Origin of the sequence: Streptomyces sp. NPDC050610 (assembly GCF_040654875.1) — a bacterium.
Classification (GTDB): Bacteria; Actinomycetota; Actinomycetes; order Streptomycetales; family Streptomycetaceae; genus Streptomyces.
In genome coordinates, this window is the sequence record NZ_JBFAIV010000019.1 from 79,037 (window position 1) to 104,008 (window position 24,972).

The 24,972-nt window shown below is 72.7% G+C and carries 24 protein-coding genes; 13 read left to right on the plus strand and 11 right to left on the minus strand.

What is annotated here, in order from left to right; translation table 11 throughout:
- Window positions 1-18: 18 nt before the first annotated feature.
- Entirely contained in the window at window positions 19-708 is a 690-nt protein-coding gene (locus AB0I22_RS23500; RefSeq protein ID WP_363132829.1) for a biliverdin-producing heme oxygenase, read from the plus strand.
- Here the strand turns inward: AB0I22_RS23500 and AB0I22_RS23505 are convergent.
- Window positions 698-1,372, minus strand: coding sequence for a PhzF family phenazine biosynthesis protein (locus AB0I22_RS23505; RefSeq protein WP_363132830.1), 675 nt, complete (start codon window positions 1,370-1,372; stop codon window positions 698-700). The two genes, AB0I22_RS23500 and AB0I22_RS23505, sit on opposite strands and share 11 nt — an antisense overlap.
- 85 nt (window positions 1,373-1,457) lie before the next feature.
- Here AB0I22_RS23505 and AB0I22_RS23510 point away from each other — a divergent pair, with 85 nt between their 5' ends.
- Window positions 1,458-2,015 carry a hypothetical protein gene (locus AB0I22_RS23510; protein WP_363132831.1) on the plus strand — a complete coding sequence of 186 codons (558 nt, stop codon included), beginning with the start codon at window positions 1,458-1,460 and terminating at the stop codon, window positions 2,013-2,015.
- Between the two features lie 129 nt (window positions 2,016-2,144).
- On the opposite strand, the gene AB0I22_RS23515 is transcribed toward AB0I22_RS23510, so the two are convergent.
- The gene (locus AB0I22_RS23515; protein ID WP_363132832.1) at window positions 2,145-3,776 is read right to left on the minus strand and encodes an HtaA domain-containing protein; all 1,632 of its coding nucleotides are present in this window, start codon (window positions 3,774-3,776) and stop codon (window positions 2,145-2,147) included.
- 156 nt (window positions 3,777-3,932) lie between these two features.
- A complete protein-coding gene (locus tag AB0I22_RS23520) occupies window positions 3,933-5,417 on the minus strand; it encodes an HtaA domain-containing protein (RefSeq protein ID WP_363132833.1) in 1,485 nt (494 codons plus the stop codon).
- Window positions 5,418-5,511: 94 nt separating this feature from the next.
- On the opposite strand from AB0I22_RS23520, the gene AB0I22_RS23525 reads away from it, so the two are divergent.
- From AB0I22_RS23525 to AB0I22_RS23540, 4 genes are all read left to right on the plus strand, one after another.
- Complete coding sequence (locus tag AB0I22_RS23525; protein ID WP_363132834.1) at window positions 5,512-6,552, plus strand: ABC transporter substrate-binding protein; 1,041 nt, start codon at window positions 5,512-5,514, stop codon at window positions 6,550-6,552.
- Between the two features lies 1 nt (window position 6,553).
- Window positions 6,554-7,672, plus strand: coding sequence for an iron ABC transporter permease (locus tag AB0I22_RS23530; protein WP_363132835.1), 1,119 nt, complete (start codon window positions 6,554-6,556; stop codon window positions 7,670-7,672).
- A gap of 308 nt (window positions 7,673-7,980) precedes the next feature.
- Window positions 7,981-8,841, plus strand: a complete 861-nt coding sequence (locus AB0I22_RS23535) for a heme ABC transporter ATP-binding protein (protein ID WP_363132876.1) — start codon at window positions 7,981-7,983, stop codon at window positions 8,839-8,841.
- A 90-nt stretch (window positions 8,842-8,931) separates the two neighbouring features.
- Window positions 8,932-9,903, plus strand: coding sequence for a hypothetical protein (locus tag AB0I22_RS23540; protein ID WP_363132836.1), 972 nt, complete (start codon window positions 8,932-8,934; stop codon window positions 9,901-9,903).
- A gap of 84 nt (window positions 9,904-9,987) precedes the next feature.
- Here AB0I22_RS23540 and AB0I22_RS23545 read toward each other — a convergent pair whose 3' ends face one another.
- Both AB0I22_RS23545 and AB0I22_RS23550 read right to left on the minus strand, forming a co-directional pair.
- Window positions 9,988-10,710: a bifunctional DNA primase/polymerase gene (locus tag AB0I22_RS23545; RefSeq protein ID WP_363132837.1), complete on the minus strand. Its 723-nt coding sequence runs from the start codon at window positions 10,708-10,710 to the stop codon at window positions 9,988-9,990.
- A 221-nt stretch (window positions 10,711-10,931) separates the two neighbouring features.
- Window positions 10,932-11,528 carry a TetR/AcrR family transcriptional regulator gene (locus AB0I22_RS23550; protein WP_363132838.1) on the minus strand — a complete coding sequence of 199 codons (597 nt, stop codon included), beginning with the start codon at window positions 11,526-11,528 and terminating at the stop codon, window positions 10,932-10,934.
- 298 nt (window positions 11,529-11,826) lie between these two features.
- On the opposite strand from AB0I22_RS23550, the gene ddaH reads away from it, so the two are divergent.
- Window positions 11,827-12,642, plus strand: a complete 816-nt coding sequence (gene ddaH, locus AB0I22_RS23555) for a dimethylargininase (RefSeq protein ID WP_363132839.1) — start codon at window positions 11,827-11,829, stop codon at window positions 12,640-12,642.
- A 46-nt stretch (window positions 12,643-12,688) separates the two neighbouring features.
- On the opposite strand, the gene AB0I22_RS23560 is transcribed toward ddaH, so the two are convergent.
- The 3 genes from AB0I22_RS23560 to AB0I22_RS23570 form a co-directional block, all read right to left on the minus strand.
- A complete protein-coding gene (locus AB0I22_RS23560) occupies window positions 12,689-13,726 on the minus strand; it encodes a small ribosomal subunit Rsm22 family protein (RefSeq protein WP_363132840.1) in 1,038 nt (345 codons plus the stop codon).
- A gap of 211 nt (window positions 13,727-13,937) precedes the next feature.
- The gene (locus AB0I22_RS23565; RefSeq protein WP_363132841.1) at window positions 13,938-14,303 is read right to left on the minus strand and encodes a hypothetical protein; all 366 of its coding nucleotides are present in this window, start codon (window positions 14,301-14,303) and stop codon (window positions 13,938-13,940) included.
- 65 nt (window positions 14,304-14,368) lie between these two features.
- The gene (locus AB0I22_RS23570) at window positions 14,369-14,734 is read right to left on the minus strand and encodes a hypothetical protein (RefSeq protein ID WP_363132842.1); all 366 of its coding nucleotides are present in this window, start codon (window positions 14,732-14,734) and stop codon (window positions 14,369-14,371) included.
- 301 nt (window positions 14,735-15,035) lie between these two features.
- Between AB0I22_RS23570 and htpG the strand changes: the two genes are divergently transcribed.
- Window positions 15,036-16,988 (plus strand): molecular chaperone HtpG, encoded by a 1,953-nt coding sequence (gene htpG, locus AB0I22_RS23575; protein ID WP_363132843.1) that lies wholly within the window; start codon window positions 15,036-15,038, stop codon window positions 16,986-16,988.
- A 100-nt stretch (window positions 16,989-17,088) separates the two neighbouring features.
- Window positions 17,089-17,541 carry a DNA-binding protein gene (locus AB0I22_RS23580; RefSeq protein ID WP_363132844.1) on the plus strand — a complete coding sequence of 151 codons (453 nt, stop codon included), beginning with the start codon at window positions 17,089-17,091 and terminating at the stop codon, window positions 17,539-17,541.
- Between the two features lie 130 nt (window positions 17,542-17,671).
- Here AB0I22_RS23580 and AB0I22_RS23585 read toward each other — a convergent pair whose 3' ends face one another.
- The 3 genes from AB0I22_RS23585 to AB0I22_RS23595 all read right to left on the minus strand — a co-directional run bounded on the left by AB0I22_RS23585 (window position 17,672) and on the right by AB0I22_RS23595 (window position 21,598).
- The gene (locus AB0I22_RS23585) at window positions 17,672-18,718 is read right to left on the minus strand and encodes a serine hydrolase domain-containing protein (protein ID WP_363132845.1); all 1,047 of its coding nucleotides are present in this window, start codon (window positions 18,716-18,718) and stop codon (window positions 17,672-17,674) included.
- Window positions 18,688-20,016 carry a multidrug effflux MFS transporter gene (locus tag AB0I22_RS23590; RefSeq protein WP_363132846.1) on the minus strand — a complete coding sequence of 443 codons (1,329 nt, stop codon included), beginning with the start codon at window positions 20,014-20,016 and terminating at the stop codon, window positions 18,688-18,690. The genes AB0I22_RS23585 and AB0I22_RS23590 overlap by 31 nt, the downstream gene beginning before the upstream one ends.
- A gap of 94 nt (window positions 20,017-20,110) precedes the next feature.
- Complete coding sequence (locus AB0I22_RS23595; RefSeq protein ID WP_363132847.1) at window positions 20,111-21,598, minus strand: alkaline phosphatase D family protein; 1,488 nt, start codon at window positions 21,596-21,598, stop codon at window positions 20,111-20,113.
- 428 nt (window positions 21,599-22,026) lie between these two features.
- Here AB0I22_RS23595 and AB0I22_RS23600 point away from each other — a divergent pair, with 428 nt between their 5' ends.
- The 4 genes from AB0I22_RS23600 (at window position 22,027) to eccD (ending at window position 24,939) form a co-directional block, all read left to right on the plus strand.
- Complete coding sequence (locus tag AB0I22_RS23600; protein WP_363132848.1) at window positions 22,027-22,545, plus strand: hypothetical protein; 519 nt, start codon at window positions 22,027-22,029, stop codon at window positions 22,543-22,545.
- A 288-nt stretch (window positions 22,546-22,833) separates the two neighbouring features.
- The gene (locus AB0I22_RS23605) at window positions 22,834-23,160 is read left to right on the plus strand and encodes a WXG100 family type VII secretion target (protein WP_363132849.1); all 327 of its coding nucleotides are present in this window, start codon (window positions 22,834-22,836) and stop codon (window positions 23,158-23,160) included.
- A gap of 27 nt (window positions 23,161-23,187) precedes the next feature.
- A complete protein-coding gene (locus AB0I22_RS23610; RefSeq protein ID WP_363132850.1) occupies window positions 23,188-23,502 on the plus strand; it encodes a WXG100 family type VII secretion target in 315 nt (104 codons plus the stop codon).
- A gap of 48 nt (window positions 23,503-23,550) precedes the next feature.
- Window positions 23,551-24,939: a type VII secretion integral membrane protein EccD gene (eccD, locus tag AB0I22_RS23615; RefSeq protein ID WP_363132851.1), complete on the plus strand. Its 1,389-nt coding sequence runs from the start codon at window positions 23,551-23,553 to the stop codon at window positions 24,937-24,939.
- Window positions 24,940-24,972: the final 33 nt, after the last annotated feature.

A 24,972-nucleotide genomic window follows, 5' to 3' on the forward strand; every position in this document is an offset into this window, starting at 1 on the left:
GGTCCCCGGAGGTCCGCCTTGGACGCCCCCAGTACGACGTCGTCCGTTCCGTTCTCCACGCTGATCCGCAACGCCTCGCACGAGCAGCACACGGAGGCCGAGAACTCGTCCTTCATGAGCGACATGCTCGGCGGCCGCCTCGGCGTGGACGCCTACCGGCGCTACACGGAGCAGCTGTGGTTCGTCTACCGCGCCCTGGAGGACAGCGCGTCCGGGCTGGCCGACGACCCGGTCGCGGGCCCGTTCGTCCAGCCCGAGCTGGCGCGCACCGCCGCCCTGGAGCGCGACCTGGAGCACCTGGCGGGCCCGGACTGGCGTACGGGCGTCACCCCGCTGCCCGCGACCGCCGCCTACGCCGAGCGCGTGGCGCACTGCGCGCGCACCTGGCCCGGCGGGTACGTCGCCCACCACTACACCCGCTACCTGGGCGACCTCTCCGGCGGCCAGATCATCCGCGGCACCGCCGAGAAGACCTGGGGCTTCGAGCGCAAGGGCGACGGCGTGCGCTTCTACGTCTTCGACGCCATCGGCAACCCGGCCGCCTTCAAGCGCGGCTACCGCGAGCTGCTGGACGCGCTGCCCCTCGACGACCTGGAGAAGCAGCGCGTGGTGGACGAGTGCAAGCGCGCCTTCGCGCTGAACACGGCCGTCTTCCGGGAGCTGGGCCAGGAGTTCGGCGACGGCGCCGGCGGCACGCTCAGCGCCTGACGGTCCCGAGCGACCGTACCGACGACGGCAGGACCCGGCCGCCGACCTCGATCGTTCCGTCGGGGTGCGGCCGGGTCAGGATCTCCGACGCCGCGCCCTGCCGTACGCGCAGGGGCCGCCCCAGCTCGTGGGTGAGGACCATCGCCGCCGCGCCCGTGGCCTCGTCCTCGGCGACCCCGTCGCCGCGGCGCGGGAAGGCCCTCGCCCGTACCGTGCCCGCCGCCTCGTCCTGCCACGCCCAGGCGTAGAGCCAGCCCTCCCCCGCGGGCGGCGCGGGCAGCGCGTCCACCTCGGCCGCGGACGCGTACCGCTCGGTCCGCCGGCCGGCCGCCCACTCCGCGCGGCCCCGGATCCACACGGCGTCGCCGTCCCGGCGGGCCGGCACCTCCCCGGCCGGGGGCCGCAGCACGGTGCTGCCCAGCAGCCGGGCGACCCCGACCAGGGGGTGGCCCGCGAAGAGCAGCCGGACGCCGGGCGTGTAGATGTCGACGTCCCCGCGCTCGGCGTCGTCGATGAAGACCGTCTCGCTGAACCCGAGGCCGGCGGCGAGCGCCTGCCGCGCCTCCCGGCCGGGTATCGACGCGCCGTCGCGTACGACGCCGAGTTGGTTGCCGCCCCGCCCGTCCGGGCCGCAGAACACCTTGAGCACATGAAGGTCGGTCATCGCGGCATTGAACCTCATCGGCCGACACGCGCCCGGCTTCTCTAGGATTGTCGGGTTGTCGACACTCTGATGAGAAGGAACCGCCTTGCCTGCTCTGCTCCCCATGGCCGCCCTGCTGGCCCTGCCGCTCACCGCCGGTACCGGACATGCCGCCGCCGCGCCGGAGTCCGTGCCCCGGCCCCCGGCGGCGACCGCGGCCGCCGCCGACGCTCCGGCCGCCGCCACGGCCGAGATCACCGAGGGGCAGGTCAAGGAGGTCGGCCCGGGCGGAACGATCCTCTACCCGAGCGTGACCAGCTGTCTGACCGTGACCGTACGGCTCGCCGACGGCGGCCTGGTCGGCGCGCACGCCAGCCTGTTCCAGGTGCCCGGCGAGTACCGCTCCGACCAGATCCTCGCGGCCTTGAGCAAGCAGGTCGGCGACCGGTCCGTACGGGCCGTCGAGGTGAAGGGCGCCGTCGGCGCCTGGGACCCGAGCTACTTCACGAAGGCTCTGGAGAGTTACGGGGACGGGGAGGACGTGCCGTACCCGACGAGCCCCGACTTCGACGGGATCGCCGGCGCGGTGGCGAAGGGGACCGGGCAGCCGGCGGGGAAGGTGACGGTCGAGGACGTGCCGGACGGGGACCTGACCGCCTCGTGAGCACGGGGACCTGACCGTCGGGTAAGCACGGGGAAACACCTGCGGCCGGAGCCTCCGACGTGAGCGATCGGAGGCTCCGGCCGGTGCGCGGGCCCGCTGGGAGTCGGGCCCGCGCGGTCTGCGGGCCCGTCAGCCTCGTGCGCCGGTGCGGCGACGGGTGGCGTACGCGGCGGCGCCGCCCGCGAGGACGAGGGCCGCGGCGCCGCCCACGAGTGCGGTGGTGGGGGCGCTGGAGCCGGTGCTGGCGAGGGAGCTGCCGCCGCCGGAGCCGCCCGTGATGCCGCCGGAACCGCCGGTCGTGCCCGCGCCGCCGCCGAGGCCGCCGTCTGCCGACGACCCGCCGGAGCCTCCGGACGAGCCGGACGAGCCGGAGCCGTCGGGGAGCTGGGCGTTCTTGTCGAGGGAGACGTTCAGCGTGACCGGGTCGAGGTCGCGCTTCGCGGGCTCGTCGTAGTACCCGCCGAACGCCTTGGCACCCGCGTCCGTGAGCCGGGCCGGCACCCCCGAGAGCGTGACGATCTTCCCCTTGGCCTTCATCGGCTTGCCGCTCAGGTCCAGGTCGGCGAGGCGCAGATCCTTGCTGTTCTCGACCTTGCCGCTGTCGCGGGCCTTGGCGGAGACGTCCGCGACCAGCGCGCCCTTGCCGCCCTTGACCCGCACCTTGAGGTCGCTGAACTTCAGGTCCAGCTGGCCCTCGTGGCCGGTGAAGCGGACCGCGCCGTCGAAGGCCGCGTCCAGGGCCGACTTGTCGGCGTCGTACGAGCCGTGGCCCTTGGGGAAGCGGTACCCGTCGCCGTTCTTCGCCGCGCCGCCGGACAGCTGGATCTTCCCCTTCGCGCCGACGGTGATGTACGTGCGGAACGACTTCTTCACGCCCCAGTCGAGGTTGCCGTCGGCGATCGGGCCGGACTCGGCGGCCGCGTCGCCACCGGACCCGTCGGCGTCGCCGGGCGCCTTGCCGGAGGGGGTGGGCTGCGTGGTCGGCTGGCCGGTCGGTCCGGTGGTGGGCCGGCGCGACGGCCCGTCCGTGGGGTTGCCGGTGGGACCGGTCGTCGGGTCGGTCGTCGGGCCGGTGGTCGGATTCTGGGTCGGCCCCGTCGTCGGGTTCTGGGTGGGCTGCCCGCCGCCGCCCGTCTTCACGGTGAGCGTGGCCGGATCCAGCTCCTGCCCCTCCTGGTACATGTCGTTGAACGCCTTCGCGCCCTCGGCCGTGAGCTTCGCCGGTATCTTCGCGAAGGTCATCGTGGAGTCGCCGCTGCTCCGCTCCGCCTTGGACAGGTCGAGCGAGGCCAGTTCGACGTCGTCCTCGGTCTTGCCCTCCGCGGTGATGTCGGCGGTGATGCTGCCGGCCGTGCCCTTGGTGGACAGCTTCAGATCGGCGAGCTCGATGTCGAAGCGGTGCGCCTTCGAGACGAAGCGGACGCTGCCCTTGAAGGTGGTCGCGACGGCGTGCGTGCCCATGTCGTACGTGCCCGAGCCGCCGGTGAAGGTGAACGGGCCGTTGTCGGCGGCCTGCTTCGCGCCGGCCGCGGTCTCGATCGTGCCCTTCGCCATCCCGGTCACGTACTTCCGGAACGACTCCTTCACGCCCCAGTCCAGGGTGCCGTCCTTGAGCTCCACCTTCGGCGGGCCGGCCGCGCCGCCGTCGGCCGCGAACGCGGGGATGCTCAGCGCGCCCGCCCCCAGCGCGAGGGCCGTGGCGGCGGCGAGGGCGAAGCGCCGCGCGGGGCGGGCGGGAGGCGTGGGCGGGGTGACGGTCATGATCGGGGTTCTCCTTGAGGGGGTGTTGGGGGGATGCGGTTCACGGCCGAGGAGGGGCCGTAAGCCGGGGCCGTAAGCCGGGGCCGTCGTACGGCAGGGGCGGCGCGGGGGCGACAGGGGGCAGCCCGCCGCCGCGGAGCGCGTGGCGCACGCCCGTCAGTCCTTCGCGGGCGGTGTTCCGTCCTCCGCGCCCGCTCCGGCAGCGGCAGCCGCCCGGCGCTTGCGGACGACGGTGAAGGCGGTGCCGGCGGCGATCAGTACGACCAGCGCGCCCGCGCCCGCCGCGATCGGCACGGCCGATGAACTCGACGAGTCCGACGAGTCCGACGAAGAAGCGGCTGCGGCGGGCGTCGAACTGGCGTCGGCCGCCTTCGGCGTCGCGCTCGGCGCGTGCCCGAGATCCGGCAGCGGCGGCAGCTTCGCCTTGGCGTCGAGGGCGACGGAGAGGGAGACCGGGTCCATGTCGGCGCCCTCCTGGTACATGGAGCCGAACGCCTTCGCGCCCTCGGCGGTCAGCTTGGCCGGTGCTTCGGCGATGGCGATCAGGCCGTCCTTCGGCTTGAGGCTCTTCGCCTCGAACGTGGCGAGCGGTACGGACTCGTGCTCGCTCTTCCCGTCGGAGACGCCCGCGGACAGCGTGCCCTTGCCGTCCCGCACCGCGACCTCGACGTCGCGGAAGGAGAGGTCGAGGTGGGCGCCGGTGAAGCGCAGGGTGCCGGCGAAGGAGGCGTCCAGGGCGCCCTTGTCCTCGTCGTAGGAGCCCTTGCCCTTGGGGAAGCGGAAGAGCGCGCCGCCGTCCTGGGCGCCGTCGCCGAGCTGCCACTTGCCCTGGGCGATGGGCCCGGTGACGTACTCGCGGAACGTGCGGCGCACGCCCCAGTCGACGGCCGCGTCCGTGAACTCGCCCTTGGGCGCGTCCTTCTCGTGCTCCTTGTCCTTGTCCTCGGCCGCGTCGCCGGAAGGCGTCGCGCTCGGGGACGGGTCCGCCGCGCCCGGCCGGACGTCGGCCGACAGGTTCACCGGGTCGAGCGCGGTGCCCGCCGTGTAGTAGCCGGCGAACGCCTGCGCGCCCTGCGCGGTGAGGGTGGCGGGGATGTTGGCGAGGGCGACTGCGGTGCCGCCGCCGCGCATGTTCACGCCGGAGAGGTTGAGTGCGGCCAGCGGCACCTGCGAGGCGGTGGTGACGCGCCCGCTGCCCTTGGCCTTGCTGACCATGTCGGCGTAGAGCGTGCCCTTGCCGCCGGATATCCGGACGGTGGGGCGGCTGATGGTGAGGTCCAGTTCGTTGCTGCCATCGGGCTTCTTGTGGCCGGTGAAGCGGACCCCGCCGGAGAAGCCCGCCTCGAAGTCGCCGCTGTCCGGTACGTACGAGCCCTTGGCGGAGTGGAAGCGGAACGCGCTGCCGCCGACCGTGGCCGCTCCGCCCTGCAAGGTCCAACTGCCGTGTGCGATGGGCCCGGTGACGTAGCTCTGGAAGGAGGATTTGATGCCCCAGTCGAGCCTGCCGCCGGAGACCGTGCGGCTGTCCGCCGCGTGGGCCGTACCCGCCGGGAGCAGCAGCGCGGCCGTCAGCGCCGCGGAGAGCGCGAGGGCGAACGCCCTGCCCGCGCTGACGGCGCGCACAGGTCTGAACGGCAGCATCAGGAACCCCTCCAGGGTGTGGTTAATGAGGTAAGGCTAACCTAAGCTACGACCGTTCGGGTCGGATACCTCCAGGAAGCGGAAAGGCTGAATCGTGCAGCAACGGCAGTCGGCGGGCGCGCCAATACGGGCCCCGCGCCCCCTCCGCGCACTCGTGGCGGTCCTCGCCCTGTCCATCGCGCTCGTCGGCTGCGGGACCTCCGGCGAGGGCGGCGGCAAGAGCTCGGCGGGCGCGGAGAAGCAGCGGGCCGCCGCCGACCGCGTGCAGCCGATCGCGACGCGCCCCGAGCCCAAGCTGCCCGCCACTGTGCGGTCCGCCGACGGCCACGACGTGACCGTGCGCAGCACCGACCGGATCGTCCCGCTCACCGGCTCCCTCTCCGAGACCGTGTTCACGCTCGGCCTCGGCGACCACGTCGTCGCCCGCGACATCACCGCCACGTTCGAACAGGCGAAGAAGCTGCCGGTGGTGACCCGCGCCCACGACGTCTCGGCGGAGAGCGTGCTCTCCCTCAAGCCCACCGTCGTCCTCGCCGACACCACGACCGGCCCGGCCGAGGCCATCGGGCAGATCCGGGCCGCGGGCATCCCCCTCGTCGTGCTCGACCCGCCCAAGAAGCTCTCCGACGTCGGCGCCCGCATCGACCAGGTCGCGGCGGCGCTCGGCGTACGCGCGTCCGGCGACGAACTGCGGAAGCGGACCGAACAGCGCGTCGCGGCCGTGCGGAAGGACATCCCGCACAGCGGCGAGAAGCCCCGCGTCGCCTTCCTCTACCTGCGCGGCTCGGCCGCCGTCTACCTCCTCGGCGGCAAGGGCTCCGGCGCGGACTCCCTCATCGAGGCGGCCGGCGGCGTCGACGCGGGCGCGGAGTCCGGGCTGAAGAAGGACTTCACACCGATCACCAGCGAGGCCCTCGCCAAGGCCGCGCCCGACGTGCTGCTCCTGATGACCAAGGGGCTCGACTCGGTGGGCGGCGTGGACGGCCTGCTGAAGGTGCCGGGCGTCGCCGAGACCCCGGCCGGGATGGACCGCCGGATCGTCACGGTCGACGACGGCGTCCTGCTCAACTTCGGCCCCCGCACCGACACCGTGCTCAAGACCCTCGTCGAGCAGATCCACAAGGGCGGCTCCTGACATGGCCGTTACGACGAAGGCCGCGGCCTCCGAGGGACCCGTGGGCCCCGTGGACGCCGGGGGCCCGCCGCCCCGGCCGCGCGCCGCCGGCCGCCGCGGGCGGCGGACCCTGCTCATCGCGGCCATGGCCGCCGCCCTGCTCGTGCTCTGCCTGCTCTCCGCGGGCATCGGCGCGTACGAGATCCCCGTCGGCGACGTCCTCGGCTCGCTGCTGCACCGCGTCGGGCTCGGCGGGGCGCGGCTGGACCGAGTCGGCGAGAGCGTGCTGTGGAACGTGCGGCTGCCCCGGGTCGTCCTCTCCCTGCTCGTCGGGGCGTCGCTCGGCTGCGCGGGCGCCCTGATGCAGGGCGTGTTCGGCAACCCGCTGGCCGAACCCGGCGTCATCGGCATCTCCGCGGGCGCGGCCGTCGGCGCGGCCGGCTCGATCGCGCTGGGGCTGAGCTTCTTCGGCAACTGGACGGTGACGGGCTGCGCGTTCCTCGCCGGACTGGTCACGGTGGCGCTCGTGTACGTGATGTCGCGATCGGGCGGCCGTACGGAGGTCGTGACACTGATCCTCACCGGCATCGCCGTGAACGCCTTCGCGATGGCGCTGATCGGCCTGTTCGTCTTCTTCGCGGACAACGCCCAGGTCACCCAGATCACCTTCTGGCAGCTCGGCTCGCTCGCACAGGCCACCTGGCCCAAGGTGCTGGCGGTCCTGCCGTGCGCCCTGGCCGGGCTGGCCGTGGCCCCCTTCTACGCGCGGAAACTGGACCTCCTCTCGCTCGGCGAACGCTCCGCGCGCCACCTGGGCGTCGACGTGGAGCGGCTGCGGATGACGCTGGTCCTGGTCGTCGCGCTGCTGACGGCCGCCGCCGTGGCGGTGGCGGGCATCATCACCTTCGTCGGCCTGCTCGTCCCCCACCTGCTACGCATGGCCGCGGGCCCCGGCCACCGGCTCCTCGTACTGGGCAGCGCGCTGGGCGGCGCCCTCGTCCTGGTCGCCGCCGACCTCGCGGCCCGCACCATCGCCCAGCCGGCCGAGCTGCCGCTGGGCGTACTGACGGCCCTCTTCGGGAGCCCGTTCTTCTTCTGGTTGCTGCGAAGGACTCGGCGCAAGCAGGGAGGGTGGGCATGACGGCCCGCCACCCGCAGACCACCACCGAGCCCCGCACGGGATTCCGGCCGGGGGTCCGGGGGTTGCCCCCGGGAAGACACCGCTGGTTGTTGCGGCGTACCAGGCGTAAGCAAGGGGGCTGGGCATGACGACCCGCTCACCGCAGACCGCCACCGAGCCCCGCACGGGATCCCGGCCAGGGGTCCGGGGGTTGCCCCCGGGAAGACACCGCTGGCTGCTGCGAAGGACCCGGCGCAAGCAAGGGGGCTGGGCATGACGGCCCGCCCCCCTCAGACCACCGCCGCCGCTGCCGCCACCGCGCAAAGGGGCTGGGCATGATCAAGGGGTTGTTCTCTTCACGGGTGCGGGCGCTGCCGCGGCCCGTCGCCCCCGGTGTCCCGCTGGTCGAAGCCGTCGCCCTGCGGGTGCGGTTGGGGGGACGTACCGTCCTGGCCGAGGTCGATCTCGGCGTCGAGCCGGGCGAGGTGCTGGCGCTGGTGGGGCCCAACGGGGCGGGGAAGTCGACGCTGTTGGCCGCGCTCGCCGCCGATCTGGCCCCCGAGTCCGGCGAGGTCCGCGTCGGCGGGCGGCCCGCCGCCGACTGGTCGGCCCCCGAGCTGGCGCTGCGCCGGGCCGTACTGCCGCAGTCGGCCGCGGTGTCCTTCCCGTTCGCGGTCGAGGAGGTGGTGCGGATGGGGCGCGCGCCCTGGGCCGGTACGCCCGCCGAGGACGCGGACGACGAGGCGGTGCGCGAGGCGATGTCCGCCGCCGAGGTGACGGAGTTCGCCGAGCGGCCGTTCTCCGCGCTGTCCGGCGGCGAGCGCGCCCGCGTCGCGCTGGCCCGGGTGCTCGCGCAGCGCGCCCCTCTGCTGCTGCTCGACGAGCCGACGGCCGCGCTCGACCTGCGCCATCAGGAGCTGGTGCTCCGGGTGTGCCGGGAGCGGGCGGCGGCGGGGGACGCGGTGGTGGTCGTCCTGCACGATCTCGGGCTGGCCGGCGCGTACGCGGACCGGGTGGCCGTACTGCACGAAGGGCGGATCGCGGCGGACGGGCCGCCGGAGCGCGTCTTCGACGCGGAGTTGCTGACGCGCGTCTACCGGCAGCCGGTGGAGGTCCTCGCGCATCCGCGGACCGGGGAGCCGCTGGTGATCCCCCGGCGGGCGGCGCGGGGCGGGCGGGGCGAGGGCTGAGGGCGGCTGTTCGGGTACCCGGCCCCCTCGCCCGCGCCGCCCCCGGTAGGGTTGCGCCGTCCCAAGCAGCCCTGAAGGAGCCGAAGCCCGATGAGACGCCGGTTGCCCCGTCGCCTGTTCACCGCACTCGCGGCCTCGACGCTCCTGACGCTGACCGGGTGCGTGACGGTGCACGGCGAGCGGGAGATCCTGCCCGCGGTGAGCCGCGAGGAGGCCCCCAAGGTCCTCCAGGGGTTCACGGACGCGTACAACAAGGCGTACCGGAAGCTCGACCCGGCGGCCGTCGACGGGTTCGAGGCCGGGCCGCTGGCGGCGAACAACCGGGCCGACCTCACCGCGCAGCATGCCCTCTCCCCCGGCGGGAACGCCTCGTATCCGGCGCTGGAGTTCAAGGACTCCCGCTTCACCATCCCCGCGCAGGCCGGGTGGCCGAAGTTCTTCGTCGCGGACTCGGCCAGCAACCGCGACGGCAACCGCTGGTACCTGGTCTTCACCCGCGACGGGGCGAAGAAGCCGTGGCGCGCGGCCTATCTGTCGATCCTCAACTCCGGCGAGCGGCCGGAGTTCGCGACCGGCGAGGACGGCTGGGCCGAGCCGGTGCCGGCGGGCGAGGACTCGGGGCTGGTCGTCGACCCGGGCGCGCTGAGCGGCGCGTACACGACCTATCTCCAGAGCGGCAAGGGGAAGTTCGCGCCGGGCCAGTCGACGTCGCGGACGCGCGAGGCCCGCGAGAAGCTGCGGCGCACCCCGTCGTTCTGGACGGCGTACATCGACACCCCGGCCGGGCCGCCCGAGTACGCGCCGCTGGCGCTGCGCACCGAGGACGGCGGCGCGGTGGTCTTCTTCACGGCGCACCACCGGGAGAAGCGGACGCTGGCCAAGGGCGTGCAGCCCGCGATCGGCGATCCGCGTACCAAGGCGCTGCTGACCGGCGATTTCAAGCGCTCGGTGACGTTCACCAAGGTCTCGGAGTCGGCGGTGAAGGTGCCGTCGAAGGACGCGGGCGGCCAGGTGGCCTTCCTCAACCGGATCGAGGGGCTCACCGCGGTCAAGGGCGGCTGAGGTCCGTACGGTCCGTACGGACGGCCGGCGCCCGTACGGGCCCGGACCGACGACCGGCCTCCGAGGATCAGGCAGCGCCCGGCGTCAGCGGCCGATCGGCCAGGCGGCGGCTTCGTGGTCGTGGTCCGGCCGCTCCCCCGCGAACTGCGCGCAGGCGTCGGTGAGCGACTCCAGCAGCGTCAGCGGCTCGGGCAGCGGCCGCTCGGGGCCGAGCAGCCAGGCCACCAGCCCGTCGCCGGGCACCCGCGAGGGCGGTACGAGCACATAGCTGCCGCGGCAGTGCCAGCGCAGTCCGGGGTGCTCGTCCATCGTCTCGGGGTGGCAGTCCAGCTCGCACGGCCACCACTCGTCCTCGTCGTCCGGGGTGCCGCGGGTCTTGGTGAAGAACAGCATCCGGTCGGGCGCGCAGGTGGCGACGGGGCCGACCTCGACGCCCGCCGCATCGAGCCGCTCCAGTGCCTGCCGCCCCGCTTCGAGGGGCACGTCGAGGACGTCCTGGTTGATGCCGGTGGCGGTGATGAAGTTGGCCTGGGGATTGGCCCGCAGCCAGCCGCCGACCTTCTCTGGGTCGGTGGTGGCCAGCGTCTGCCAGGCGAAGGAGACGGGGTGGCGGCCCGGGGTCGGACAGCCGATGCGTTCACAGGAACAGCCGTAGCCCGAGGGGTGCGCGGCGAGGGACAGCGGGAAGCCCGCGACGGCGGCGGCCAGGAGCAGATCCTCGCGGACGGCTTCGGCGTCCGCGCCCGTATCGGCGGCCGTGCTCCTCGGTCGGCGCAGCCATTGGGAGAACCTGCTTTTGCGTTCCATCTATCCCCTCACTTCGACCGCGGGCTGGGATCAATGCTGCCACCATCCTGCTCCTGGTGTGACCAGTGTCCGTATCCGGGGTGGCCGGGACGGGTCGTACGGGCGTCAGGGGCGTACGTCGGCAGGCGGGGGCGCGCACGGGTGGCGCGCTGGGGCGCGTACGGACTGTGTGCGTAGGGCGTACGGACCGTGGCCGGCCGAAGCGGGCCCGCGCGGGGCGGTCAGCGGGGTCGCATGCCGCGCAGCGCGAGGTCGGCGACGGTGTCGGCGTACTCGTGGGTGATCGGGAGGGTGCGGGTCATGAAGCGGTGGAAGAGGGGGCCCACGAACAGTTCGAGCGCGATGCGCAGATCGATGCCCTCGGCGATCTGGCCGGCTTCCTGGGCGGTCTTGAACCGGCGTACGTACGCCTGGAGCTGCGGTTCGAGCACCCGCTCGGTGAGCAGGGCCGCGAGGTCCTCGTCGCTCTGCGACTCGGCGGCGAGCGCGCGGGTCGGGCCGGTGAGGCGGGGGTCGTGGAGTTCGTCGACGGTGGCCCGCAGCACGGTCTTGAGGTCGGCTTCGATGTCGCCGGTGTCGGGGAGTTCCACGGTCGTGGGGTCGTTGCCCTCGGGGAGGCACGCCTCGAAGAGCACGGCGGCCTTCGAGGGCCACCAGCGGTAGATCGTCTGCTTGCCGACGCCGGCCCGGGCGGCGATGGCCTCGATGGTCAGCTTGGCGAATCCGTTCTCGGCGACGAGTTCGAGGGCGGCGTCGAGGATGGCGCGGCGGGACCGTTCGCTGCGGCGGGTGGAGTCGGGCGCTGTCTTGTTCGGCATGCCCCGAGGATAACGAGCGCCCTAGTCGAGACGTTTCGTCTTGGCAGAGCGGGTGGCAAGGCGAGTGGCAGAGCGGGTGGCAGGACGGGGGGCGGAGCGGGCGACGGGGCGGGCGGCGGGTCCGCTTTCCGTACGGTCCGGGCGGCACGCCCCGTGGCACGTCGCGCGCCGCCCGCCGCGGATACGGGCCGTAAACCACCCGTACGGATCATGCGGTACGGGACGCCGGGGTGGACTATTTGGGCACGTGCGACATCCCGCGCGTACCCGACTCCGTCGTGAGGAGCTCTCCTTGCGTATGCCACCGCGTTCCGCCACCGCCAGGCGCTATCTGATGTGCCCCCCGGACCACTTCCGCGTCACGTACTCCATCAACCCCTGGATGGACCCGGCCAAGCCCGTGGACCTGCGGCTCGCCGTCGCGCAGTGGGAGGACCTGCGCGACCGCTACCGCTCGTTCGGCCACACCGTCGAGGAGCTCGAACCCCGCCCCGGCCTGCCCGACATGGTCTTCACCGCCAACGGCGCCACGGTGGTGGACGGCCGGGTGCTCGGCGCCCGCTTCGCCCACGCCGAACGCACCGCCGAGGCCGCCCTGCACGCCGAGTGGTTCCGCTCCCACGGCTACCGGGACGTCCGCGAGCCCGAGCACATCAACGAGGGCGAAGGCGACTTCGCCGTCACCTCCTCCTGGCTGCTGGCCGGCCGCGGCTTCCGCAGCAGCCCGCTGTCGCACGCCGAGGTCCAGGAGTACTTCGGCCGCCCCGTGATCGGACTCGACCTGGTCGATCCGCGCTACTACCACCTCGACACCGCGCTGTGCGTGCTCGATGCCGAAGGCGACGAGATCATGTACTACCCGGGCGCCTTCTCGCCCGGCAGCCGGGCCGTGCTGGAGCGGCTGTTCCCCGACGCCCTGACCGCCGCCGCGCCGGACGCCGAGGCGCTGGGCCTCAACGCGGTGAGCGACGGCCTCCATGTGGTGCTGCCGCAGGCGGCGGTGGGGCTGTTCGAGCCGCTGCGCGAGCGGGGGTTCGAACCGGTCGGGCTGGACCTGAGCGAGCTGCTCAAGAGCGGCGGCAGCGTGAAGTGCTGCACGCAGGAGCTGCGCTGAACGGAGCCGGACGGGGGCCGGTCCGCTCCCGCGGAACCCGGCCCCGTCAGGCGGGCGGCCAGGCGTCGCCCCAGTCGGCGTCCCGCGCCGCGCGGTAGAGGGGGCCGTGGCGCTTGGTGACCGTCTCGCGGCGGATCTGCTCCTCGGCCGTGCAGAGGTCCAGCAGCACCTGCCCCTTGCGGATCTGCGGCCTGCGGACGACGCGGGCGGGGGCCGGTTCTACGGGCGTCCGCAGGGAGGGGTCCGGCTCCGGTTCTACGGGCGTACGTACTGCGGCGACGTAGCTGAACTTCTCGTCCTCGTACGGGAGCGAGCCGCCCTTGACCCGGCGGTGCAGGGAGGAGCGGCTGACCCTGGCCGAGAAGTGGCACCAGTCCGTGCCCGGCACGATCGGGCACGCCGCGCTGTGCGGGCAGGGCGCGAGTACCCGCAGGCCCGCGGCGATCAGCCGGTCGCGGGCGGCGAGGACGCGGAGGTAGCCGTCGGGGGTGCCGGGTTCGATGATCACGACGGCCCGCGCGGCGCGGCCCGCCTCCTCGACCACGGCGCCGCGGGCGGCGTCGGTCAGCTCGCCGAGCACGTACGAGACGGTGACGAGGTCCGCGTCCGGCAGCTTCAGCCCGGCGCCGATCTCCGCCCGCTGCCACCGCGCCGCCCGCAGAGCCGGGGACGTGGCGGTGCGGGCGAGTTCGCCGCCCAGCGCGAGCGCCGGTTCGGCCCAGTCCAGGACGGTCGTGGCGCGCTCGGCGCCGGGCCAGGCGGCGTCCACCGCCCAGCTCGCCGCGCCAGTGCCGCCGCCGACGTCCACATGGGTGGCCGGCGACCAGTCGGGGTCCTGCTCCCGGAAGGCGTCGAGCGCGGCGCGTACGGCCTCGAAGGTCGCGGGCATCCGGTACGCGGCGTAGGCGACCACGTCCGAGCGGTCGCGCAGGACGGGCGCGTCCGTCGGCGTGCGCCCCCGGTAGTTGGCGATCAGCCGGTCGACGGCCTGCGCGGCCTGCTTGGGCGGGAGCCCGTCGAGCAGCTCGGCGAGCGCCGCGCGCAGCGTCTCGCCGGTCCGGGGGGATTCGGGGGCGTCGTACATCCGCCGAATTCTACGGGCCGCCGCCCGCCCGCTTCCCCCGCCGGTACGGCGGCCCCGGCCGGGCGGCGGAGCGCCGGGCCGGGACCGCGCCTTACAGCATTGCGACATCACGGAACCGCGGCATCACGGAACCGCGGCATTACGGAATTACGGCGACACAGATTCACGGAATCACGGAATCGCAGAACTACGGGATTACGGGATTACGCGCTCAGCACGCGTACATATAGCCGCTCCACACCAGATCCTTGACGGGAATCCAGCCCTTGGTCTCGGTGCCGTCGACGCGGCCGTACGCCCAGAGGTTGTTGTAGCTGTTGTAGGTGGAGCACCAGATCCAGAACTTGGTGCCCTCGGGGAACTTCTTCACCTTGCCGCAGTCCGCGTAGGGACCGGTCTTGAGGTTGAAGCCGCCGTTGAACCTGCCGGACGCGCTGCCGGGGTGGTCATGGGTGATGGAGTGCTTGCAGTCGACCGCGGCCTTCGCCGCGGGCGCGGCGCTCGCGGTGGTGCCGACGAGGGCGCCGCTCAGGGCGAGCACCGACACGGCGAGGGCTGTCATGGTCCGTCTGAGCACAGTCGTCTCCTCTTCTCGGCCCCTGCTGGGGCGGGCGATGGGGTCGGTCGTGCGTCGTGCGGGGCTCAGCAGCTCTTCCAGGTCCCGGACCACACCAGGTTGTCCCCGTACACCCACCCCTTGGTCTGCGTGCCGTCGACGCGGCCGTAATACCAGAGGTTCTTGTAGTTGTTGTACGCCCCGCACCAGATCCAGAATTTGGTGCCCGCGGGGAGTTCCTTCACCTTCCCGCAGTCGGCGTACGGGCCGGTCTTGAGGGTGACGTTCTTCTTGAAGGTCCCGGACGCGCTGCCGGGGGTTTCATGGGAGATCGAGTGCTTGCAGTCGACCGCGGCCTTCGCGGTGGGTGCGGCGCTCGCGGTGGTGCTGACGAGGGCGCCGCTCAAAGCGAGGGTCGCCACGGCCATGGCTGTCACCGTGCGTCTGAGCACAGTCGTCTCCTCTCCGCCGCCCCCTTGGCCGGGGGCGGGAGCTGCGGGCAGATTCATGGCACACCGAGCGCCGGGCCGACAAGGTGCACGGCCCGGTCGGAAAAGGGTCTGATTGTGAACGTCAAGTGTCAAGACTGTGAACGGAGTTGAGCCAGTCACCCGCCGGCGCGGAGGGGGCGGGTCCGGCGTGCGGTGGCGCGGATTCCGGATCGACGGGATTCGGCCGGGCCGGGACCCGGGTCGGCTCGCTGTTTTAGAGTTCCCAGGTCAGCCCTTGGCACCTGAGAAGGATTAGCGAATCATGCCGACCGAAACGTTCGAGTTCCAGGTAGAAGCACGCCAGCTCCTGCAGATGATGATCCACTCGATCTACTCGAACAAGGATGTCTTTCTGCGCGAGCTCATCTCCAACTCCTCCGACGCACTGGACAAGTTGCGGCTGGAGTCCCTGCGCGACGACGCGCTCGGCGCCGACACGTCCGATCTCCACATCGCCGTCGAGGCCGACAGCGACGCCCGCACGCTGATCGTGCGGGACAACGGCATCGGCATGTCGTACGACGAGGTGCGCGAGCTCATCGGAACGATCGCCAACTCCGGTACGGCGAAGTTCCTCCAGGAGCTGAAGGAGGCGAAGGACGCGACCGCGGCCGAAGGGCTCATCGGCCAGTTCGGGGTCGGGTTCTACGCGAGTTTCATGGTGGCCGACGAGGTCACGCTGCTGACCCGGCGCGCGGGCGAGAGCCAGGGCACCCGCTGGACGTCCGACGGCGCGGGCACGTACACGATCGAGACCGTCGAGGACGCGCCGCAGGGCACCTCCGTCACGCTGCGGCTCAAGCCCGCGGACGCGGAGGACAAGCTCTACGACTACACCTCCCCGTGGAAGATCAGGGAGATCGTCAAGCGCTACTCCGACTTCATCACCTGGCCCATCCGGATGGCCGCCGAGCCGCCCGCGCCTGCCGAGAGCGCGGACGGGGAGACCCCGGAAACCGAGACCGAGACCAAGACCGACCCCGAGCCCGAGACGCTCAACTCGATGAAGGCGCTGTGGGCGCGGTCGCGGGACGAGGTGAGCGACGAGGAGTACCACGAGCTCTACAAGCACATCAGCCACGACTGGAGCGACCCGCTCGAAACGATCCGCATGCAGGCGGAGGGCACCTTCGAGTACCAGGCGCTGCTGTTCATCCCCTCGCACGCGCCGCAGGACCTGTTCATGCGGGACCACAAGCGCGGTGTGCAGCTCTATGTGAAGCGCGTCTTCATCATGGACGACTGCGAAGCGCTCATGCCGCCCTACCTGCGGTTCGTCAAGGGCGTCGTCGACGCGCAGGACCTGTCGCTCAACGTGTCGCGGGAGATCCTCCAGCAGGACCGGCAGATCCAGCTGATGCACCGCCGGCTGGCGAAGAAGGTGCTGTCCACGATCAAGGACATGATGTCCGGGAACCCGGAGCGCTACGCCACGCTGTGGCGGGAGTTCGGCCGCGTCCTCAAGGAGGGGCTGTTGGGCGACTTCGAGAACCGCGACGCGATCCTCGGCGTCTCCTCGTTCGCCTCGACCCACGACGCCGAGTCGCCGACGACCCTGGCGCAGTATGTGGAACGCATGAAGGACGGCCAGGAGCACATCTTCTACCTGACCGGCGAGAGCCGGCAGGCCCTGGAGAACTCCCCGCACATGGAGGCGTTCCGGGCCAAGGGCATCGAGGTGCTGCTGCTCACCGACCCGGTCGACGAGGTGTGGGTCGAGGCGGTCCCCGAGTTCGACGGCAAGCAGCTGCGGTCCATCGCCAAGGGCGAGGTCGACCTCGGCAGCGAGGAGGAGAAGAAGGAGGCCGAGACCGAGCGCGAGAAGCGGCAGGAGGAGTTCGGGGCGCTGCTGACGTGGATGACGGAGCGGCTGGGCGAGGACGTGAAGGAGGTGCGGCTCTCCTCGCGCCTGACCGTCTCGCCCGCGTGCGTCGTCTCGGACGCGCATGACGCGACCCCGGCCCTGGAGAACATGTACCGGGCGATGGGCCAGGAAGTGCCGCGCGCCAAGCGCATCCTGGAGCTGAACCCCGGGCACCCGCTGGTCGGCGCGGTCAATAAGGCTTACGGGGAGCGGTCCGGGGAGGACGACGCCGGGCTCGGGGAGACCGCGGAGCTCCTCTACGGGATGGCGCTGCTCGCCGAGGGCGGCGAGCTGAGCGACCCGTCGCGGTTCATCAAGCTGATGGCGGAGCGGATGGAGCGTTCGCTGTAACGCTCCACGGCCGGCCGAACGGGCGCACAAGCCACTATGCAAACAGGTTGTTCATCTCAATCTGTTGACAGTGGTTTGTGCGCCCGTTCATGCTCGGCTCATGACGTCCACACCCGGCGAGAGCCCCGAGCAGACCCCCGACCTCTTCACTCCCCCGCACCCCGACCAGGCCCGCGCGCAGCGCGTCCCCGCCTCCCTCTTCCGCATCGCCGAGCGGCACGCGGCCAGCGACGAGCAGCGCCGCCGCCAGGCCAACCCCATGCTCCTCGGCGCGCACGAGGCCGTCCGGCTCGTGGCGTTCCTGCTCAGCGGGGCCGCGCTCCGCGAGGACGGCGAACCCGAGGTGGACCACGCCGACATCACCGCCGCCCTGTCCCTCCTCCCCCTCGTCCGCGGCGAGCTGGACGAGCTGGAGGCCGGGCTCCTCCAGATGGCGCGCGGGCGCGGCATGACCTGGCCCGAGGTCGCCTTCGGGCTGGGCCTCGGCACCCCGCAGGCCGCCCGCCAGCGCTACGAACGGCTGCTGGACCGTACCGAAGCCGACCAGGGATAAGGCCGGTCGGCGGGCCGGTGGGGGCAGTCGGTCAGTCGATCGGCCGGTCGGCCAGCCAGTCGGCCGGCCAGCCAGTCGGCCGGTCAGCCGGCCACTCAGCCGGCCGGCCCGTCGGCCCGTCGGCCCGGGGTCAGCCCAGCGCCCGCGCCAGCCTGCTGCCCGCCGCCGCGCGCGGGGCGCTGCCGCTCTCCCGACGCCGCGGGTGCACGGTGTTCGCGAGCAGGATCAGGTACGAGGACGTGGCGCGGTCCAGGACCAGGCTCGTGCCCGTGAACCCGGTGTGGCCCGCCGCGCCGCGCCCCGCCAGGCCGCCCATGAACCACGGCTGGTCGACGGCGAAGCCCAGGCCCGGCTCGGTGAGCAGCAGGTCGACGGAGGCGGCGGAGAGGACGGGCCCGCCGCCCGCCAGCAGGGCGCGGCACAGCGTCGCCAGGTCGTGGGCCGTGCCGAAGAGCCCCGCGTGACCGGCGACGCCGCCGAGCGCGTACGCGTTCTCGTCGTGGACGGCGCCGTGCACCATGCCGCGGTCGAGCTTGGCCCAGGGGCGGCGCTGGTCCTCGGTGGCGGCGATGCGCGGCAGCCACGCGGCGGGCGGGTTGAAGCGGGTGTCGGCCATACCGAGCGGCCCGGTGATCCCGTCGTGCACAAGCCGGTCGAGCGGCAGCCCGGTGACGTCCTCCAGTACGTCCTGGAGCAGCAGCATGTTGAGGTCGGAGTAGCGGTACGGGCCGCCGGGCGCGGTGAGCGGGGGCTCGTCGCGGACGGCGCGGCGCATCGCGTCCCGGTCGGCGTGCTCGTACAGCGGGAGCTCGGGGCGGAGGCCGGAGGTGTGGGTGAGGAGCTGTCGCGGGGTGAGCCCGTACGGGCCGAGGGGGCCGTCGAGGCTCAGCAGGCCGCGCTCGGCGCACCGGACCGCGACGATCGCGGTGCACAGCTTCGTCAGGGACGCGAGGTCGAAGACGGTGTCGGTGCGCGCGGGAAGCCACCGGTCGCGCGGCAGCTCGGCGTCGTGGGCCGCGTACCGCAGCGCCCAGCCGGCGGCGGCCTCGACGAGGGTGGCCGGGCCCTGCCCGGCGAGCACCACCACGCCGGCGCACCAGGGCCGCGCCCCCGTCGGGAGCGCGGCCGCTTCTCGGCGGAGTGCGCTCAGCTCATGGTCTCGTTCCTGCGCTGCCATGGACGGCACAGTCCCACGAACGCGGCGACGGCCGCGAGCGCGCACGCCAGCTGGACGACGGCCATCGGCACGGCCGTGTGCTCGCCCGCGATGCCGACGAGCGGCGAGGCGATCGCGCCCAGCAGGAAGGTGGAGGTGCCCAGCAGCGCGGACGCGGAGCCGGCGGCGTCGCGGGAGCGCATGAGGGCCTGGGCGTTGGTGTTGGGCATGGCGAGGCCCATCGCGGACATCAGCACGAACAGTCCGACGGCGATGGGGGCCAGCCCCGGTTCGCCGAAGACGCCGGCGGTCATCAGGAGCAGCGCGACGGAGGCGAGGGTGATCACGGTGAGGCCCACGGCGAGGGCCTTGTCGAGGCTGACGCGGCCGACGAGGACCTTGCCGTTGAGCTGGCCGACGGCGACGAGGCCGATGGAGTTGATCCCGAACAGCAGGGAGAAGGTCTGCGGGGAGGCCCCGTAGATGTCCTGGACGACGAAGGGCGACGCGGAGATGTAGGCGAAGAGCGCGCCGAAGGCGAGGCCGCCCGCGAGGGTGTAGCCGGCGAAGACGCGGTCGGCGAGGAGCGAGCGCATGGTGCGCAGGGCGTCGCCGAGGCCGCCCGCGTGGCGGCGGTCCGGCGGCAGGGTCTCGTGCAGCCAGCGCCAGACGACGAGGGTGAGCAGGATGCCGATGACGGTGAGGAGGACGAAGACGCCGCGCCAGTCGGTGAGCCGCAGGATCTGCCCGCCGATGAGGGGGGCGACGACGGGCGCGACGCCCGATATGAGCATCAGGGTGGAGAAGAAGCGGGCCATGGCGATGCCGTCGTAGAGGTCGCGGACGACGGCGCGGGCGATGACGATGCCGGCGGCCCCGGCGAGGCCCTGGATCAGACGGAAGCCGATGAGCAGCGGCGCGGTGGGCGCGACGGCGCAGACGGCGGTGGCGAGGATGTAGATCACCATGCCGATGAGGAGCGGCCGGCGGCGCCCCCACTTGTCGCTCATGGGGCCGACGACGAGCTGGCCGAGCGCCATGCCCACGAGGCAGGCGGTCAGGGTCAGCTGTACGGTCGCGGCCGGGCTGTGCAGGGCGTCGGTGACCTCCGGGAGCGCGGGGAGGTACATGTCCATGGAGAGCGGCGGGAGGGCGGTGAGGCCGCCGAGCACCAGGGTGACGAGCAGGCCGGCGCGGCGTGCCGCGGCCTTGGGCGGGGTGGGTATGCGGGTTCCGTCAGGGTTCTCGGGGGGCTCGGTGTTCTCGGGGCTCTCGGGGGCCTTCTGGCTCTCGGCCGTGGTAGGGCCGGGGTCCGACATGCGTCGCTCCATGGGTACTTGGTTGATACACCATGGTGTCATGACCGCGGGCGGCTGCGGCCCTTACCGAGGTATGAACCGGGTCGCATCGCGGTCAAGCGGGCTTCAGTCCCGGATCGCCCGCTTCGGAGACGAAGGAGGCGGCCGTGGAGACGGGTGCGCCGGGGTCGCGGACCCCGGTGACGGTGCGGAAGTCGGCCCGTACGCGCTCGTCGTCCAGCGAGAGCAGTACGTAGCCGCGGCGGCCGTTGTAGAACTTCATGTGCGGGTTGGCGGCCGTCATGGTGGACCAGTCGGCGGGTCTGTCCGCCCCGTCGAAGCCGCTGGAAACCGAGGTGCCGACGAACTCGACGCCCAGCGTCGGGGAGGCGGGGCTGTTGAAGTCCTTCTTGATGTCCATGGCGTAGTTGACGTGCACGTCTCCGGAGAGCACGACGAGATTGCCGATACCGGCCCGCTCGACGCCGGCCAGGACCCGCGCGCGGGAGGCGGGATAGCCGTCCCAGGCGTCCATGGAGAGCCGGGAGCGCTTGGCGGTGGTGTTCTTGCGGCGGCAGAAGGCGACCTGCTGCGGGATGACGTTCCAGGTGGCGGTGGAGGCGCGGAATCCGTCGAGGAGCCAGCGCTCCTGGGCGGCGCCGGTGAGCGTGCGGGCGCGGTTCTCCGACTCGGGGCCGGGGTAGTTCCAGCCGTTGCCGTACGCCTGGTCGGAGCGGTACTGCCGGGTGTCGAGCACGTCGAACTGCGCCAGCCGCCCGTACTGGAAGCGGCGGTAGAGGATCATGTCCGGGCCCTTGGGCCGCTGGGCCTCGCGCAGCGGCATGTTCTCCCAGTAGGCGCGGTAGGCGGCGGCCCGGCGGCGGCGGAACTGGTCGATCGGGTCGTTGTGCTGGGAGATGTCGCCCGCGTAGTTGTTCTCGACCTCGTGGTCGTCCCAGGTGACGATCCAGGGGTGGGCGGCGTGCGCGGCCTGGAGGTCCGGGTCCGACTTCCCGAGCGCGTACCGCAGCCGGTAGTCGTCGAGGGTGACCGTCCAGTGGTTGAAGATCGCGGGCAGTGGGTGGTCGGTGTAATGGCGGGCGCCCGCCTGGGCGTTGATGGCGTTCTCGTAGATGTAGTCGCCGACGAACAGGACGGCGTCGAGCTCCTCCTCCGCGAGGTGCGCCAGCGCCGTGTAGTAGCCCTCGTCGTACTGCTGGCAGGAGACGAGCCCCAGCCGCAGGGCGCCGACGGCCGCGCCGGCCGCGGGAGCGGTGCGGGTGCGGCCGACCTGGCTGGTCCACTGGTCCACGTGGAAGCGGTAGTAGTACTCGTGGGCCGCTTCGAGGCCGCGCACGTCGAGGTGCACGGTGTAGTTGTCGGAGGCGGGCGCGGCCACGGTGCCGCTCTGCAAGGGGGCGCCGAACGCGTCGTCGGCGGCCAGCTCCCAGGCCACGCTCACGCTGCCGGTCGGCGGCAGGCCGCCGCCCACCTCGTAGGGCCGGGGCGCGAGCCGCGTCCACAGCACGACGGAGCCCGGCAGCGGGTCGCCGGAAGCCACGCCAAGGGTGAAGGGGTTCTCGGTGAGCGTCTGCGGGGCCATGGGGTCAGCGTCGCGCGGGTGACGTCCGGTTGGGAAGGCCGGTACGCGCCGCTTCTCGGCCGGGGGCGGATGGAGCCGCGGTCCGGGCGGGCCGGGCGGCGGCACGGGAGGTGCAGGCAGTGGGGCGGTACGGGCGGGCCGGGCGGTCCAGGCAGCGGCACGGGAGGTCCAGGCAGTCCGGGCGGCCCGAGCAGCCGGGCAGCCAGGCAACCGGGCAGCCAGCCAGTCCGAACAACCGGGCGGTTCGGGCAGTACGAACAGCCGGGCGGTTCGGGCAGCTCGGGCATCGCTCAAGGGCTTTGAGGGCCGCCCGACTTGGCACGGCGCGCGGATTTGTGAAGAACCTCGGCGCAGAGGCAACCGCAGCCCCATTTTCACCGTGTTCCTCCGTGAAGGCTCACAACACGCACACCAGGGAGGAACCCCCCATGAACCGTGCATACCGTCTCGCCGTTGTAGGTGCCCTCAGCGCCGCCGTGCTCACCGGCGGCGCGACCGCAGCCATGGCGGCCTCGAACCCGGCCCCCGCCCCCGCCGGCCACGCCGTCCCGGCCCAGCCGGCCGCGAAGCCCGCCCCCGGCAAGGCGACCCCCGCCAAGCCGGCTCCGGCCGCCGCGAAGCCCGCCCCGGCCAAGCGGGCCCCGGCTCCCGCTCCGGCGAAGCCCGCCCCCGCCAAGGCCGCGCTCACCGCCAAGGCCAGCGCGACCTCGGTCAAGGCGTGGGAGCAGTTCCGGATCTCCGGCACGGCGACCGGCATCAAGGCGGGCACCACGGTCACCCTGCAGCAGAAGCAGGGCGCCAAGTGGGTCTCGCTGCCCGCGTCCGTCGCCGTCAACAAGTCCAGCACGTACTCCATGCGCGTCAAGCTCGGCATCAAGGGCAAGAACGAGCTGCGCATCGCCGGCGGCGGTGTCGTCTCCCCCGTGCTGACGGTCACCGTGCGCTGAACCGTTCCGCACGTACCCGCGGAACGCGCGCGACACGGGGAACAAGCGAACACAAGGCGATGAGGGGCGAGTCCGGCGGCTCGCCCCTCATCGGCGTCCGGGCCCGGCGGCCTTCGGCGCTTTGCCCCCATACGACCTCTGTGCCCGCGGTGTTCCGCTTCGGCGCGGGCGCGGCGGGACGCCAGGGGGGACATCAGAACAGGGGACTGTTCGCATGCCCGGCGCACTGCGAGAGTTGCGGCGGAACAGCCAAGTGCCGGTTGAGACTGGTTTGAGAGGGCGGGCTAGATGTCGACGGATTTCAAGGTAACTCCGGAAATGGTCGCCGCGGCTGCCGTCTCCTGCGACAACACCGCGACGGACGTCGAGGCGAAGCTGGCGAACCTCAAGTCGTACGTCATTCAGCTGGAGCAGTCCTGGCAGGGCATCGCCCACAACACCTTCCAGATCTACATGGCCGAGTACGACACGTACGCGCAGATGCTGCACCAGGCGCTGACTGCCATCGCCTCCGGCCTGCGCGGCAACGAGGTCAACTACAAGGAGTCCGAGCAGGCGGCCCTGCAGCGGATTCACACCCTGCAGAGCGAGCTCCCGGCCGCCAGGCTCGGCTGACCGACCGATCGTACGAGGAGTAGCGCCGTGGCAGGCATCGACAACACATCCATTCTGGTCCGCGCGGAGCTGGAGGGCGCGGGCACCTATATCAACGGTCTCGCCGATCAGATCGCGGACGAGCTGCACCAGCTGATCGTCCTGCTGCAGCCGATCGCGGAGACCTGGAACGGCCAGGCCCAGACCTACTACGAGGGTCTGCAGGCCGAGTGGAACACCGCCGCCGAGGGCCTGTTCGGGCCGGAAGGCGTGCTCGGCCAGATCTCCATGGCGATGAACGTCAACTTCGCCAACTACTCCGAGGCCGAGTGGGCCAACGTCCGTACCTGGCAGCACCACTGAGCCGGCCGCGCGGACCGCACCGAGTACGAGAGGACCTGACAGCACCCGATGGCCGATGAGCACTGCCGGATCACGGTCGTAGGCGAACGCAGGCAGGTGGACCTCGCGGTCCCGGCCCGTGCCCCCATCGCCGACTACATCGATGACCTGGCCCGTATGTGCGAGCTGGAGGAGAGCGAGCTGATGCCCGCCGCCTGGTCGCTGGCGACCAGTACGACGGGTCCGTTCGAGCCCGAGCGCAGCCTGGCCGAGGTCGGCGTGGTGGACGGTCAGCTGCTCTACCTGCGCGACCTGGTGGCCGGGGAATTCGACGAAGCGGTCGTCCAGGACGTGGCCGAGCAGGTGTCGGAAGCCTCCGAGCGACTGCTGGACCGCCGCTGGGACGCGCGGGCGCGCACCGTCACGGTCATGGCCTGCGGCCTGGTCTGGTGGATCGCCGCGCTGCTGCTCGTCGTCGTCCTGCGCCCGGTCGACACCGCGGTCACCGGCACCGTGGCCGGCGCTCTGGGCCTGGTGCTGCCCGCGCTGGCCTGGGTCGCCGCCGAACGGCGGTGGGCCGTGCCGGCGTCCGTGCGGCTGGCCCTCGCGCTGTGCGCGGTGCCGTGCATGGCCATGGCGTCCTGGACGCTGGTGGCGCAGCGCGCGTCGGAGCAGTCGGCGCTGACCCCGGCCGGGGTGACCGCGCTGAGCCTGGCGGGCGGCGTACTGGTGGGCGCGGTGCTGGCCTCCGTCGCGTCGATGGGCGTGACGACCGCCGCGGTCCTGCTCGGCGCCTTCATCGCCACGGTGCTGACCGCCGTACTGGCGCTGCTGAAGGCGGACGTCGCGCAGTGCGCGGCGGTCGTCGCGGTGGTGGCGTTCGGGCTGCTCACCATCGCCCCGGCGACGGCGGGGCGGGTGGCCGCCTTCGGCTTCCGGCGCGCCGCGCCGGCCGGCGGCTCCGAGCCCGAGGGCGCGGAGCTGGATGCCGCCGTGCGCACCGCGATGCTGCTGCTCGCTCTGTGGGGCGGGGTGCTGTCGCTGGTGACCGCCGCCTGCCTGGTGGTGCTCGGGTCCGACGAGCGGTCCCCGTTCGCCGCCGCGATCACCGCGTGCGTCGGGCTCGGCCTGCTGCTGCGGGCCGGGGCGGCGAAGGTCGTGATCGAGGTGGCGCCGGTGGGCATCGCCGGGGCCGTCGGCCTGTTCAGCCTGCTGCTGATCGGCGGCCCGGCGCAGCTGGGGCTGCCGGGCTGGGCGGGGCCGCTGGCGGTGCTGGCGATCGGCGCCGTGCTGGTGATGTACGGGTTCCGGCGGCTGATGCGACCGGAGCTGCCGCCACTGCGCCGCCCGGGCTGGTTCGGCGGGATGGGCGCGGTGCTGGGAGCGTTCGCCATTCCGCTGACGGTGGCCGCGTTCGGCGTCTTCGGTCGGCTGATGGGGATCGGCCGGAATCTGTGAGCCACGGCGGACGGGTCGGAGGAGCGGGCATCG